This is a genomic window from Tautonia sociabilis, assembly GCF_003977685.1.
Lineage (GTDB): Bacteria > Planctomycetota > Planctomycetia > Isosphaerales > Isosphaeraceae > Tautonia > Tautonia sociabilis.
The window spans coordinates 170,545-184,826 of sequence record NZ_RYZH01000004.1; the positions used below are offsets into that span (position 1 = coordinate 170,545).

At 70.9% G+C, this 14,282-nt stretch carries 10 protein-coding genes; 4 read left to right on the plus strand and 6 right to left on the minus strand.

What is annotated here, in order from left to right:
- Positions 1-148: 148 nt before the first annotated feature.
- From TsocGM_RS03630 to TsocGM_RS03640, 3 genes are all read right to left on the minus strand, one after another.
- Positions 149-1,213, minus strand: a complete 1,065-nt coding sequence (locus TsocGM_RS03630; protein WP_126723952.1) for an ABC transporter ATP-binding protein — start codon at positions 1,211-1,213, stop codon at positions 149-151.
- A gap of 324 nt (positions 1,214-1,537) precedes the next feature.
- Positions 1,538-3,508 (minus strand): DUF6798 domain-containing protein, encoded by a 1,971-nt coding sequence (locus TsocGM_RS03635; RefSeq protein WP_126723953.1) that lies wholly within the window; start codon positions 3,506-3,508, stop codon positions 1,538-1,540.
- A gap of 167 nt (positions 3,509-3,675) precedes the next feature.
- Positions 3,676-4,428, minus strand: a complete 753-nt coding sequence (locus tag TsocGM_RS03640; RefSeq protein WP_126723954.1) for a CvpA family protein — start codon at positions 4,426-4,428, stop codon at positions 3,676-3,678.
- 486 nt (positions 4,429-4,914) lie between these two features.
- Between TsocGM_RS03640 and TsocGM_RS03645 the strand changes: the two genes are divergently transcribed.
- From TsocGM_RS03645 to TsocGM_RS03660, 4 genes are all read left to right on the plus strand, one after another.
- Positions 4,915-5,808, plus strand: a complete 894-nt coding sequence (locus TsocGM_RS03645; protein ID WP_126723955.1) for an MlaE family ABC transporter permease — start codon at positions 4,915-4,917, stop codon at positions 5,806-5,808.
- On the plus strand, positions 5,808-6,683 hold the full coding sequence (locus TsocGM_RS03650; RefSeq protein WP_126723956.1) for an ABC transporter ATP-binding protein: 876 nt from the start codon (positions 5,808-5,810) through the stop codon (positions 6,681-6,683). Before TsocGM_RS03645 ends, TsocGM_RS03650 begins: the two co-directional genes overlap by 1 nt.
- Positions 6,684-7,012: 329 nt before the next feature.
- A complete protein-coding gene (locus TsocGM_RS03655) occupies positions 7,013-7,411 on the plus strand; it encodes a hypothetical protein (RefSeq protein ID WP_126723957.1) in 399 nt (132 codons plus the stop codon).
- A gap of 67 nt (positions 7,412-7,478) precedes the next feature.
- On the plus strand, positions 7,479-8,513 hold the full coding sequence (locus tag TsocGM_RS03660) for a hypothetical protein (protein ID WP_126723958.1): 1,035 nt from the start codon (positions 7,479-7,481) through the stop codon (positions 8,511-8,513).
- A gap of 156 nt (positions 8,514-8,669) precedes the next feature.
- Here the strand turns inward: TsocGM_RS03660 and TsocGM_RS03665 are convergent, their stop codons facing one another.
- From TsocGM_RS03665 to TsocGM_RS03675, 3 genes are all read right to left on the minus strand, one after another.
- Entirely contained in the window at positions 8,670-9,689 is a 1,020-nt protein-coding gene (locus TsocGM_RS03665) for a M28 family metallopeptidase (RefSeq protein WP_126723959.1), read from the minus strand.
- Entirely contained in the window at positions 9,686-12,691 is a 3,006-nt protein-coding gene (locus TsocGM_RS03670; protein ID WP_126723960.1) for an FAD-binding and (Fe-S)-binding domain-containing protein, read from the minus strand. The genes TsocGM_RS03665 and TsocGM_RS03670 overlap by 4 nt, the downstream gene beginning before the upstream one ends.
- A gap of 303 nt (positions 12,692-12,994) precedes the next feature.
- Complete coding sequence (locus TsocGM_RS03675; RefSeq protein ID WP_126723961.1) at positions 12,995-14,143, minus strand: DUF1559 domain-containing protein; 1,149 nt, start codon at positions 14,141-14,143, stop codon at positions 12,995-12,997.
- Between the last annotated feature and the right edge of the window lie 139 nt (positions 14,144-14,282).

Here is a 14,282-nt window from a genome sequence, read left to right on the forward strand (position 1 = left end):
CATTGCCGGTGATCGGATTCCGGTCCCAGTCGGGCCGCGTTCCGTGCCGGATCAGGAGGCCACCGAACCCCTCGATCGCCCGTCCGGCTCGGCTCGGCTCGGCTCGGCCCGGCCCGCTTCCGGGGAGGACCCGCTTCCACCTCCTGATTCAGCCCGCCCTCGCCCGGCGCCGACGCCCTCGGCCGCCGGCGGGGGCTTCGCCGTTAGTGCCCTCGGGGCCGTCGTCGCGGAGGTGGCGGCCGGTGAGGGCGACGAAGACGTCTTCGAGGCTGACGCGGCGGGTGGTCAGACGGAGCAGGGGGCGGCCGAGGCGATCGAGCAGATCGAGCAGGGCGGGAATGGCGGCGTGCGGCTCTCCCACGGTCAGGGCGAAGCCGTCTCCCTCGGCGCGGGAGGAGGCGACGGTGGGCAGCGAGGCGAAGGCGTCGGGGGTGAGGGCCGGGGCATCGCCGCCGTTGCCGTTGCCGTCTCCGCCGACGCCGACGCTGCCGAGGGCGAACTCGACGATGTGCTCGCCGCCGAGGCGGGCGATCAGCTCGTCGGGGGTGCCCAGGGCGATCACCTTGCCGTGGTCGACGATGGCGATGCGGTCGCAGAGCCGCTCGGCCTCGTCCATGTAGTGGGTGGTCAGGACGATGGAGCGGCCCTTTTGCCGGAGGTCTCGGATCACGTCCCAGAGCTGGCGGCGGGCCTGGGGGTCGAGGCCGGTGGTGGGCTCGTCGAAGAACAGCAGTTCGGGATCGCCGACGAGGGCCAGCGCCACGGCGAGCCGGCGCTGCTGGCCGCCGGAGAGGGTTTCGACGTAGGCGTCCGCCTTGGATTCGAGCGAGACGAGCGGCATCACGGTGTCGGGGTCGGGCCCGGAGCGGTAGAAACTGCGGAAGAGGCGGAGCAGCTCTCGGACGGTCATCTTCTCGGGGAAGCGCGTCTCCTGGAGCGTGACCCCGATCCGCTGGCGGATCTCGTCGGCGTCCGTGGCCCAGCGGCGGCCGAGAACCTCGACCTCGCCGTCGGTCGGCTCGCTCAGGCCCTCGAGGATCTCAATCGTGGTCGTCTTGCCGGCGCCGTTGGGGCCGAGCAGGCCGAAGCACTCGCCGGGGAAGACGTCCAGGTCGAGGCCGTCGACCGCGACCACCGGCCCGGTGCGGCCGGGATAGACCTTGCGCAGGCCCCGGACGAGGATGGCGTGCCGGGAGGGGCCGGGGTCGATCATGGCGGGGGGCTCGGGGCGGTTCGGGTAGGTTGTCGGTGGGTATTGTAGCCGGAGGGAGGGCGGGGGCAATCGGGGGGACGAGGGGGGGATTCACGCAGAGGGGCAGAGGGGCAGAGTGGCAGAGGGGCAGAGTGGCAGAGCGGCAGAGTGGCAGAGCGGCAGAGTGGCAGAGGGGCAGAGCCGAGGGATCGCGGAGAAGGCAAAACGAGAGGCACGCTGGGGAGGGGCTCAGCTCGTGCGGGGCGGAGGGGCTCAGCTTGGGCGGGGCGGAGGGGCTCAGCTTGGGCGGGGCGGAGGGGCTCAGCTTGTGCGGGGCGGAGGGGCTCAGCGGCTCCGCCTGAGATCCCCCTCCGTTTGGCTCCGATCGGCCAGCACGTCCGGCATCCCCCGGACCCGATAGATGGCGTACCGGCCGTCGACGCGGAGCAGTTCCAGGGGAGAACCCGCCTCGGGGGCCTGTTCGTCTGGGGGGGCGGCGGCGAGGACGTAGCCGGCCCCCTGGCGGCGGGCCAGGGCGGCGCGGTCGGCGTCGGACATCTGCTGGTAGCGCCGCTCCAGGGCGTGGCGGTCGTCGAGGTAGGAGCGGGCGAAGGAGGCGGGATCGCCGTCGAAGCCGACGTGGTCGGCGAAGCGACGGGCCCAGTCGGCCAGGCCCGAGGCGTCATACGGGCTGCCGGCCCGGTTGAAGGCAAGCGCGCGGCGAGACCAGAGGCGGAACGTCTTCGGCCCCGGCGGGCCAATGAACCGGGCGTCCGGCGGGGTGTGCGATCGGGCCCAGAGGGCCAGCCGCTCGACGTCGTCGATCGGCGACTCGCCGAACCGGCATCGGCTGATGAGGGCCTCTCGGGCCGATCGGAGCCAGCCGGGGCCGCTGGGAGGGGCGATCGCCGCGATCATCGCCAGCGCCGGCACCGCGAAGGCCAGGGCCGAGAGCCGAACGGCTCGGCCGAGGGTCCAACCGGGGAACGTCCATCGGCTTCGGGCCCTTTCGAGAACGATCCCGAGGACGATCCCGGCCAGCAGCGGCAGGTGGCCGCCGTCCGGGTCGTGCCGGAACAGGTACGCCAGCCCCGCCGCCAGGACGGGAGCCCCGGCGAAGGCCCCGAGCCGGGCCGACCGGAGCCGTTCCCCCAGGGTCCAGGCCAGCTCCGCCAGCACCGCGACTACCATCGAGCCGTCGCTCCCCAGGCCCGCCGCCAGCAGGATCGCCCGGAGCGTGCCGGGCCTCCCGCCTGCTTGCCCGAGGCGGAGCACCCGGCCGGAGATCACAACCAGGCAGATCCCCCGGGCGATCGTCGCCATCCGGAAGGGCTGGAAGATGGTGATGCGGGGGTCCTCGATCACCTCGATCGCCACCCAGGCCGTCCCGAGGCCGAGCAGCAGCACGCCGAGCAACGTCGCCAGCCGGAGCCGGGGGGCCGACAGAGGCCGGCCCTCGCTCGCCAGCGTCAACCCCGCCAGGAGGACGTAACCAAACCAGGAGAGCCACTGCATCCCCCGCCAGAGGTGCGGCAGCATGTGCTGCGGCCCCTGGACTCGGAAGCTCAGCAGGCGGAACGTCTCCGGGTCGAGCCCGTCGAACAGCGCCGCCTTCTGGGGGGCCTGAAGCAGGACCGTCGGCACCAGGGCCGCCGCCAGCGCGCCGAGGCCGATCGCCGCCCGAGCCCGGGAGACCCCCAGCCGACCCGGCCAGAACAGGCCGGCCGTCCCGCCGGCCCCCAGGAGCAGGCCAAGCTGCATCCCCACCGACGGATGCACCAGCCCCGCCAGGCCGATCAGCCCGGCGCCGAGGAGCCCCGACTCCCCCCGAACGAACCCCGAAAGCGCAACCCACCCCAGGCCAAACCCAATCAGCCGATCCAGCAGCATCGGCTCGAACAGGTGATTGGTGCCGATGTTCCCGGCGTCGGCCAGCAGAACCAGGGCGACCGTCAGTACGCCCGCCCATCCCCCCCATCCCGGCCAGCTTGCCTCGGCCAGCCGGCGGAGGCCGACGCAGGTGATGGCGAACGTGATGGCATAGAGCAGGAAAAGGGCGGCAGGCAGGCCGACGAGGCGGCTCGGGTAGTCCAGAAGGGCGAGGTAGCCGCGATGGGGATTGAAGGCGTCGAAGGCGCGGACGAAGGGGTCGTCGGCGTAGAGCGAGGGGGTTTGGGAGTGGAGCAGGAGGGGGAGGCGATAGGCCTGGTCGCCGTCGAGGCAGCGGTAGCCTTGCAGGGAGAGCGAGGCTCCGAAGAGGAGGACGAAGGCGAGCCAGGTCGGGGCGGGTCGGGGTGATCCGGATCCGGCAGGCATGGGGCGATCCCTCCGGCCGATCGGGCGGGGTCGGCCGGGGGGAGTGTGCCGGGGATCGCGGGAGGGGTCAATCGCAGTCGGCGACGGCCCGGGAGCGATCGGCTGGGAATCCGGGGGAGTCCCTGGTTCTCGACGCGATCGCTCTTCGGGAGCGGCCCGAAGGGAGATCAGCGGGGGTCGAGCCGGCGGAGGGCGTCGAGCCGTTCGAGGTCGCGGCGGACGTCTTCCAGGGCGTCGTCGAGGTTGGGCTCGACGGCGAGGGCCGAGGGGCGCCGGGCCGGGGCGGGGGGGATCGCGTCCTCGGCGGCGACGCTCGGCGGGGCGTCGGCGGCGTTCTCCGGATCGGTCCCGGAGCCAAGGCCCATGGTCCGGACGTGGGAGACGATCGCCTGGACGGGCGGGAGTTCCCAGAGGCGTCGGGCGGGCTGGTAGCGCTCGGAGAGGGCGAGCAGGCGGGAGGTCTGGACCTGTTGGCCGACCCAGCCGCCGGCCTCGAGGTAGCGGGGGGAGTACCGCTGGATCCCGGCGACGAGGAAGGCGACGACGATCGCCCCCTTGGCGGCGCCGAGGAAGAAGCCGGCCGACTGGTCCCCCCGGTGCGATGGCGCGTTGAATCCCCCGGCCGCCCGGTCTCGGGAGGCCCGGCGCCGGGAGGCGTTGAGCAGGCTCGTCGCCGTGCCGGTCAGCACGACGAAGGCCACCACGGCGGCGATCCACCAGAGCAGGCGGTCGAGCAGGTCGGGGGACATCGAGGTGAGGCGGTCGGCGGCGATGGGCCGAGCCAGGTCACGCAGGGGGCCGGCCAGGTAGATGCCGCCGACCAGCCCGACGAGGCGGATCGCCTGCGCGGAGAAGCCCCGAAACCAGCCCCGGAGGGCCGACACCAGCACGATCGCGCCCAGGATGAGGTCCATTCCCATCGATTCCCGTCCTTCCGCCCCCAGCAGCGACACCCGGTCCTACCAGGGAGTTCGGTCCCGGGCGTCCGATCTTGGGTGGGAACTCGTCGCGAGCCCCGCGACGATCGCCGGGGGGCGGGGCGTCCGATGGCGGTCGGGGAAAACCGGTCCAGACGCCTTCCATCCCAATCATTCGCCACGATCTCGGATCGCACAAGGGCGATCGGCCCGCCTCGGGCAGCCGGATCGTCCCTCGCGGGAGGGCCGGAACCCGGACGGAGCCGCGGCTTGCCAAGGGCGCCGGATCGCCGAGAATGGGACGGCCGCTCGGATCGGATCGGATCGGATCGGATCGGATCGGATCGAAGCGGAGTGGCGAGGCGGGGGATCGGGGACGGCACGCCGGGCGGCCGAACCGGATTGGATCGGATTGGATCGGATCGGATCGGATCGGAGCGGAACGGGGCGGCCCGACCGCGACGGGGAGCAGGACGAGGAGCCCGAGTCATGGACGCCACCGCCTCCGCCTCTCCCTCGGAGACCGAGGGGGGCCGCCCGACGCCCCCGTCCGCTCCCCGGGCGCCGGTCGAGGACTCGCCGGTCCGCCGGCTGGGGGAGCAGTTCTTCAACGCGGTGGCCGAGGTGGGGGACCTGGCGGTCTTCTCGGCCTTGACGCTGATGTGGCTGATCCGGAGGAGGCCGAGGAAGGCCACCCTGGTGCCGAACTTCTACCTGATCGGCGTGAAGAGCATGCCGGTGGTGGCCGTTACGGGCATGTTCATCGGCATGGTGCTGGCGGTGCAGACGCACGGCCAGTTCAAGCTGATGGGGATGGAAACGCGCCTGGGGTCGGTCATCAACATCTCGCTGGTCAAGGAGCTGGGCCCGGTGCTGGCGGCCACGATGCTCGCCGGCCGGGTCGGCTCGGCCATGGCCGCCGAGCTGGGCACGATGCGCGTGACCGAGCAGATCGACGCCCTCGACGTGCTCGGCGCCCATCCGATCGCCTACCTGTCTGGCCCCCGGCTGCTGGCCTGCGTGCTGCTGATCCCGCTGCTGACGCTGATGGCCGACTTCATGGGGATCATCGGCGGCGCGGTGGTGAGCATCCAGATGCTCGGGGTGGACTCGTACCACTACTGGGCGCATTCAAGGGACTACGTCGGCGGGCTGGACATCGCCGCCGGGGTGGTCAAAAGCTACTTTTTCGGCGGCGCGATCGCGCTGATCGGCTGCCACCGCGGCTTCAACTGCTCGGCCGGCGCCGAGGGGGTGGGCAAGGCCGCCACCGAGGCGTTCGTCGTCTCGTTCGTCGCCATCCTCTTTCTCGACTTCTGCCTCGGCCTGCTCTGGAACAAGGTCGAGTTGGCGATCTGGCCCGATTCCGGGACCCTGATCTGATGAGCACCGCCCCGCGCCCTCCGCTCGGCTCCGCCGCCTCCGCCGTCCCCGATTCGCCGGCCTCGCCCGCCCCCGAACCGCGGGCGATCGTCGAGCTGGACCGGATCGGCATGGAGTTCCGCCACCACCAGGTCCTGCGCGACGTGACGATCCGGGTGCCGAAGAGGCAGACGCTCTGCGTCATCGGTGAGAGCGGCTGCGGCAAGACCGTGCTCCTGAAGCTGATGATCGGCCTGCTGCGTCCGACCCGGGGCTCGGTCCGCTTCGACGGGCACGACCTGAACCGGCTCGACTCGTTCGAGCTGAACCAGGTTCGCCTGCGCTTCGGCTTCCTCTTCCAGATGGCCGCGCTGTTCGACAGCCTGAGCATCTACGACAACGTCGCCTTCGGCCTGCGCGAGCACGCCCTCTTCGACGAGGCCCGCATCCGACGCATCGTGCACGATCGGCTCCGAGAGGTCGGCCTGCCCCCCGGCATCGAGGCCAAGAAGCCGGCCGAGCTCTCCGGCGGCCAGCGCAAGCGCGTCGGCCTGGCCCGGGCGCTGGCGCTCGACCCGGAGGTCATGCTCTACGACGAGCCGACCACGGGGCTGGACCCGATCATGTCCGACGTGATCAACGAGCTGATCCTCCAGACCCAGCGCACCAAGCACACGACCGGGATCGTCGTCACCCACGACATGAAAACGGTGCGGAAGGTCGCCGACCGCGTCGTGATGCTCTACCCGCTGCCCCGCCTCCGCCCCGACGAGCCTCAGATCCTCTACGACGGCCCCCCCGACGGGCTGGAGGACCACCCCGACCCCCGCGTCCGCCAGTTCGTCCGAGGAGAGGCCGGGGAGCGCCTGAGCGAGCTGACCCAGGGCCGAGGATGATCCTCCGTCTCGGTGATCCTCCGTCTCGGCTTCGTCCCCGTCAAGGGGCCGACTCGGAGCGGATGTTGGTGCGATCACCAACTCAATTGGCGAACGGAGACCTTGAATCGAGATCTCCGTGCGGAACGAGGCTGGGCCTGTCGAACTGCGACGCGATCCGGAGCGCCCACCGCATCGACTCCTTCGGAAGGCCAATCTCCCTGCCGAACGACCCTGGCCCGAGCGGCTGGGAATGGGACTGGGGCTGGGCGGGGCCGAGGGTGCTTTCTAGAATGTTCCGGGGGAGGAGGTGCCCCCCCCACAGCGCATCCCGGCCGGAAGGGCATACGATGGTGGGCGACACTCCCTCCTCCTTGACACCGCGCCGCCAGATGCTGGCCGCCTCGGTGATCGGGGCGCTGGCGCTGGCCGGTTCGATCGGCGCGATGCGGACCGGGCGCGCGACGTGCCCTCCCGGCGGCGGCCTCCCGGCGGCGGGGGGCGGCATCCTGCCGTTGCCGGAATTGGAACCGCAGCAGCAGCCGCAGCCGCAGCCGGAACCGGAGCGGGAGCGAGCGCGGGAGCCGGAGCCGGCCGAGAACCCCGACCCGGCCGCGCTTCGGGGGCCTCGGCCCTCGATCGGGACGCCGACGAGGGGCGCCGAGGAGGGGCTTTCGCGGCAGACGGCCATCAGCGATGATGGGCAGATCGCGGCGGGCCGGCCCCGGCCGCGATCGCCGCTCCGCTGAAGGCTCCCCGATCGGGCCGACTCGAAATCAAATCGATCCCGTCCGATCCGGACGGACCCGGGGCGTCATGGCGATCGTCATCTGCAAGTGCGGCTCTTGGCTGAGGGCCCCCGACCCGGAGGAGGGGGGGCAGGGTCGGTGTCCATCGTGCGGACGGGTGATCGGGCCGGATGGGACGGTTTCCGACGAGCCAGGCCCGCCGCCGAGGTCGGGCGGGTTCTTCCGCCGGCTGGCCGGGCCGAGGAGGCCATCGCCGTCGTTCCCGAAACGCGGCCGGCCGATCGGAGTGGGGGAGGCGCTGGCCTTCCCGGTCAGCGATGGGCCGGGCCTGATGCTGCTGACCCTGTTCCCTCCGTTCATGACGTTCATGTCGGTGCCGGTTTTCGACGTCGTGCTGCTGTTCCGGGACGGCCCGAGGGGAGGGTTCAACCCCCTGGCCCTGCTGCTGTTGCCCTTCGCGATGCCGTTGATCCTCTGCTTCATCTTCACGTCGGGATACATTATGCTCTACCTCGCCCGCGTGCTCACCGACGGGGCGATGGGACGCGCCGGGCACCCGAACTTCCCGATCTGGGACCGCCACACGATCCTAGAAGGGCTGGCCCGGTGGATCTGGGCCGGGGTGGTCGGCCTGGGGGTCGGCGCCCTGCCGGTGCTGCTCTACGTGAAGCTCCGGGGCGAGTTCGGGCCGCTGGACTGGGCCGCCGTCTCCGTGCTCATCGGCCTGGCGGCCGGCTACGTGCAGATGGGCCTGGCCGCCTCGCTCTTGCAGGACGACCTGACGCTCGCCCATCCGGTCGCCATCGCTCGGGCGGTTCGAGTCATCGGACGTGAGTATGTTCCAGCCTGGATGATGACCGCCGCGGCCCTGTTCCTGGCGGTGATGGCCTGGCGGTTCGCCATGACTCACTCCCCCGGCAATCTCAAGGTGGCGGCGCTGGAGCTGTGGGGCTTCTGGGTCCTCGTGCTGTACGAAGCCATGCTCATCATGCACGTCCTGGGCCGCACCATCTATCGCAACGCCGCCGGCCTGGGTTGGTATCGCCGAGAGCCAAAGTGGAGCTCCTGGGAGCGGCCGGGCCGGATCTACACCAACTCCTGATTTGGTGATCTTCTGATTCTCTGATTTTCCTGGCTTCGGTTCTGGCCTTCTGATCTCCTGCTGCCCTGCTCTCCTGGCCCGACTCTCCCCCCGAAGCTTCGGCGCCGACGCCGCCAACGGCGGCCCTTCCGGGATCGTTCCGCGAGCATCGCCTCCTCAGCGATCGGCCTGCTCCGGATCGATCGGCGAGCGATCGAGGGAGAACCCCGGATCGGCCGCCTCGACGATGATCGCCAGGGCGGCCCGGGTGGCGGCGGCGCAGTACGCCGGGTCGACCTGGTCGAGCGTGTCATCCTGGCTGTGGTAGATCGGGGCCTTGTCGGCGCCGTCGAAGAGGCCGACGCAGACGACGCCAATGGCCTCGAAGGGCATGTAGTCGCTGCCGTACATGTCTCCGGGGACCGGGACGAGGCCGGCGTTCCGGGCGTGGGCGTCGAGGCGGGAGGCCCAGGCTCGGGAGGCGGCGTCGTTGTCGGGGCGGCGAAGCCCCTGGTCGCGGTCGACGACGAGCTCGAGGCCGGCCTCGTCCATCGGGTGGCCGATCATGTCGAGGTTGACCATGAGGGTGATGGTTCGGCCCTCGTCCTTCACCGTCTTCGCATACGCCCGGGAACCGACGAGCCCTTGTTCCTCTCCGCTGAAGGCGACCAGGAGGACCGATCGGCCCGGGCGAATGGCGGCGATCGCCCGGGCGAGTTCCAGCAGGGCGGCGGTGCCGGAGGCATTGTCGACGGCGCCGGGGGCGGGGTTCTTGGCGTCGGCGATCTGCTCGTTGCGCGAGTCGTAGTGCGCGCCGACGAGGACGAACTCGTCGGGCCGGGATTCCCCCCGGATGGTGGCGACCACGTTGCGGCGGGTGTGCCGGCCGATGGTGAACTCGTGGAAGGCGACGTCGTCGCAGCCGGCCTCCCGGAAGCGGTCGGCGAGCCAATCGGCGGCTCGGTCGTTCTGGTCCGACAGCGAGTGCCTGGTGCCGAAGCCGACCAGCGCGGCGAGATCGGCTTCGATCCGGGCCGCCGACACCGGGGCGGTGCTGGGAGCATCGGCCGCCGAGCCGTCGCCGACGACCGGGGCGGCCAGGGCGATCGCCAGGGCGATCGCTAGGGGAGGGCGATGCCCGGCCCTCGTCGTCGTCGAGCGGGGGAGGAGCGGAGCGGTCGGGGAGGAGGGCGTCATCGGGCGGCCTCGGCGTGGTCGGGGGAGGCGATCGGCTCGGGGGCGGTGTCGAGCTGGGCGGCGATCAGTTCGATCGGGTGGATCGCGTCGATTCCCTCCAGCCCGTGCACCTGGCTGCGGCAGGAGAAGCCGGGGGCCAGGAGCGGAGCCTCCGGCTCGGCTCGGGCGGCGGGCAGGAGCACGCGCTCGGCCAAAGCGACGCTCACGTCATAATGCCCGAGTTCGTAGCCGAACGAGCCGGCCATGCCGCAGCAGCCGGAATCGAGCGTGCGTACCTCCAGCCCGGGGATGCGCCGCAGCGCCTCGACCGTGTCGGCCGTGCCGACGATCGCCTTCTGCTGGCAGTGGCCGTGCAGCAGGACGCTCCCCTCGCGAGGGCGGAGGGGGAGCTCGGGGACCCGGTCGCGGTCGGCGAGGAAGCGGTCGATCATCATGGAGGCGCCGGCCACGAGGTCGGCGTCTCGGCCGAGGCGGAAGGCGCGGTACTCGTCGGCCAGGGTGAGGATGCAGGACGGCTCGCAGCCGAGGATGGGGACACCGCGTCGGGCCTCGGCGGCGAGCTTCGCGACGTTCCCTTCGGCCCAGGATCGGGCGAGGCCGAGCAGGCCCTTGCTGATCGCCGGTCGGCCGCAGCAGGGCAGCCCGGCGAGCCGCACCGAGTAGCCGGCGGCCTCCAGCACTCGGACGGCGGCTCGGCCGACGGCGGGGGTGTTGAAGGTGGTGAAGCAGTCGTCCAGCAAAACGACGCGGCCCCGGGTGCCGGCCCGGGGATCGGGAGCGTGCCGCCGGAACCAGCGGCGGAGGTGATCACGCTCGAAGCCGGGAACAACTCGGCGGCGGTCGAAGCCGGCGATCTTCTCCAGCAGCCAGCGGACGGACGTCCGCTCTCTCATCCAGTTCGACAGCGGCGCCGAGGCCGAACCGAGGGCGTTCAGCAGGTGGACGTGGGCCACCAGCAGCGCTCCGATCGGAGCGGGGCGGGAGCGGTACTTCTGATACAGGTACTCCGACTTGATCCGGGACATGTCCACGTTTGAGGGACACTCGGTCTTGCACGCCTTGCACTGGAGGCAGAGGTCGAGGGCGCGGTCGAGGTCGCCGCTGGCGAGGCCCTCGGCGGGCAGAGCGCCGGACATGACCAGGCGCATCAGGTTGGCGCGGCCTCGGGTGGAGTGGTCCTCGTCTCGGGTGACCATGTAGCTGGGGCACATGGTCCCGGTGCCGGTCTTGCGGCAGGCGCCGACGCCGGAGCACAGCTCGACGGCTCGGGCGAAGCCTCCCTGGTCGGAGAAGTCGAACCCGGTGTCGCCGGGCTCGCGGTCGGTCCGGTACGCCGGGCCGTAGCGGAGGTCGACGCCGGGATCGGGCTCGGCGACGACCTTGCCGGGATTCAACAGGTCGTGGGGGTCGAAGGCCTCCTTGACGGTGCGGAAGGCGCCATAGATCTCCTCGCCAAAGAGCTTGCGGTTCCATCGGCTGCGGGCCAGGCCGTCGCCGTGCTCGCCGCTCATGGCGCCGCCGAACTCGAGGACGAGGTCGGAAACCTCGGCGGCGATGGATCGGAGCGCATCCACGCCCTCCTGTGTTTTCATGTTCAGAATCGGGCGGATGTGCAGGCAGCCCACGTCGGCGTGGCCGTAGCAGGAGGCGACGGTCCCGTGGCGGTTGACGATGGCCCGGAAGCGTTCGTAGAAGACCGGCAGCCGCTCGACGGCGACGGCGGTATCCTCGACGAAGGCGACCGGCTTCGGGTCGCCGACCATCCCCATGAGCAGGGAGAGCCCCGCCTTGCGGACCTTCCAGAAGTCGTCCTTGGCGGCGTCTTGCAGCGTGGTCCGAATGCCGAGCACGCCGGGGGCGCCCTCGAACCGGCGGGCCAGCTCGGAGGTCTTGTCGGTCAGCTCGTCGAGCGTGTCGGCGTAGAACTGGGCGGCGAGCACGGCCTCGGGGTGGCCGGCGGCGAAGGAGAGGCTTCGGGCGTACTCGGGGTTCTTGCCGGCGAGGTCGAGGATGGCGCGGTCGACCATCTCGACCGCCACCGGGCCGCAGCCGATCATCTCCTCGACGCGGTCGAGCGCCGCCGGGATCGTGGCGAAGGAGAGGACGACCAGCCCCTGGTGCTTCGGTGCCGGGACCAGCAGCAACTCGGCGCCGGTGACGACGGCGAGGGTCCCCTCGGAGCCGACGACGAGCTTGGCGAGGTTGAACGCCCAGGGCTCGTCGGGGATCTCGGGGGCCCGGACGGGGAGGCCGGGGACGAACTCGTCGAGGTTGTAGCCGCTCACCCGCCGCAGGATGCGCGGATACTGCTGGCGGATGGCGGGCTCGTGCTCCTGGACCAGGTCGCGAACCGTGCGGTGGATGCGGCCGACGAGGTCTCCCCGGGCGCAGGTCCGGGCCAGCTCTTCGGGGGAGAGCGGCCCGAGGGTGGTGGCGGTGCCGTCGGAGAGGACGACGTCGAGCGAGCGGACGCTGTCGACCGTCTTGCCGAAGCGAAGCGACCGGGCGCCGGCCGAGTTGTTGCCGATCATGCCGCCGAGGGTGGCGCGGTCGGTGGTGGAAACATCCGGCCCGAACATCAGCCCCAGCGGCTTCAGCTCCGCGTTCAAGCGGCCGAGCACCACACCCGGCTGGACCCGGACGGTCATCCGGTCGCGGTCGACGGTGTCGATGCGCGTCAGGTACTTGGATGTATCAATGATGATCGCCGCGCCGATGGTCTGCCCCGAGAGGCTGGTGGCGCCTCCCCGGGGGACGACCGGCACCCCTTCCTCGGCGGCGATGCGGACGGTGGCGGCCACGTCGTCGACGGTGCGGGGCAGGACGACGCCCACGGGCATGATCTGGTACAGACTGGCGTCGGTGGCATAGAGCCCCCGGCTGGCGGGGTCGAAGCGGATCTCGGCCCGGGTGGCGTCGGCCAGGCGACGGCGGAGGCGGTCGACCAACGGGCGGGCGGGGCGGGCGCCGGCGGGCGTGATGGCGGCGGTGCGGCTGGGCATCGGCGGTCTCGGGGGTTCGGCCATCGAGGCCCGACGGGGCGATCCGGTCGCCGGACCGGGCCGGGGCGGCTTGGGCCGGGCTCGGCCGCCGCCGGTCGGGTTCCGGGCCTCTTCGGTATTGTAGGCCGAGACGCCCCGCCGTCGCTATCCGGGGCTCGGCTCAGCGGCGCGACACGGCGAGGACGGCGGACCGGATCTCGTCTGCCGCCCTCGCCTTGATGGGTGCTCACCCGACCAAACCGGATCGATCCGATCCGCGTCGCCTCAGGCCGGATCGGGATCGCATGGCTTGGCCTGAAGAAATCAATACTGGTCGGCGCTGACGACCTCACCACCGGATCGGGAGCCGATTCCCCAGAGGACTTGGTAGGCGAGGGTCGACTTGAGGAACTTCACCGAGCCGTCGGCGAAACAGGCGTTGGCGCCGCCGGGGTGGTAGCTTGTCAGGCCACAGATCCCGGCCGAGTCCCAATCACTGTTGGTGTCCCAGTACTGGACGTAGGGATACTTGGAATTGGGGGGCACGAGCAGATTGCCTAGCGCGTGGCCGTACATACCGACGTGCCACATCCGGCCATTCCAGCTCCGCTGGCCATTTGTGCCGTAGTTGCCCTGCTGGTTGGTCCAGGAGGTTGCGGCGGTTTGAAGATCCGCCAGCAGGGCGGCGGCGCCGACATTGCCCGGGCCGGGCATGTTGCCAGGCGGCCGGTCCATGTTCCGGTTGGGCATGTTGGGGAAGGCGCTCGCGTTCCACTGGATCCCCACAATATCCTGGATCGAGTTCTTGGAGTCGTCGAAGTCGCCGGTGCGGAACTCGCCGAAGGCGACCGTGTTCGAGGTGCCGTCCGTGACATCACGCGAGCTGAAGGGGATGCCGCCGTTGGCGAACAGGCCGTTCGGGATGTCGTTCGGCCATCCGATCCACATGATCGATGAACCGGCGCTGGCGAAGTAGTTGTTGCCGGCGAAGGGCCGCCGGTTCATCCCCAGGGTCTCATCAATGTTCCAGATGGCTCTTGGGGGCGTGCTCGAGGGGCACAGGAGGGTGTTGATCCGCGTCATGATGCCGGTGTAGTTGCCCCGCTCGCCGTTACCATCGCTGCGGCCCAGGTAGTTGAAGTTGATGGCGTTATAGACCTGGGTCTGCTCCAGGTAAGGCAGGAGCATCGTTTGGGCGCTCCAGGCGCCCCAGTAGCGGTTGTCGTAGGTCGTCGGGCCGCCGGGGCCGTTGTTCCCGCCGAGCGGGTACGACTGGTTGGCCGATTCGTAGTTCGCCAGCGCCAGGCCGAGCTGCTTCAGGTTGTTGGTGCACTGTGAGCGACGAGCCGCCTCGCGGGCCGACTGGACGGCAGGGAGGAGCAGGGCGATCAGGACACCAATGATGGCGATCACCACCAGCAACTCGATCAGGGTGAAACCCTGGCGTCGGCCGTTCCGATCAAATAAGTTCATGTTGGTTCCTTCGTGGGAAGGGACGAGGGAGGCAAGAGAAAAAGAAATCACACCCCGGCGGGATCGCGCCGCGTCGAGGGCTTGGTGAGGAACACCGGGGCGAACGCCGTGGTCCCGCGCCCGGACGGAGCGGGCCTGA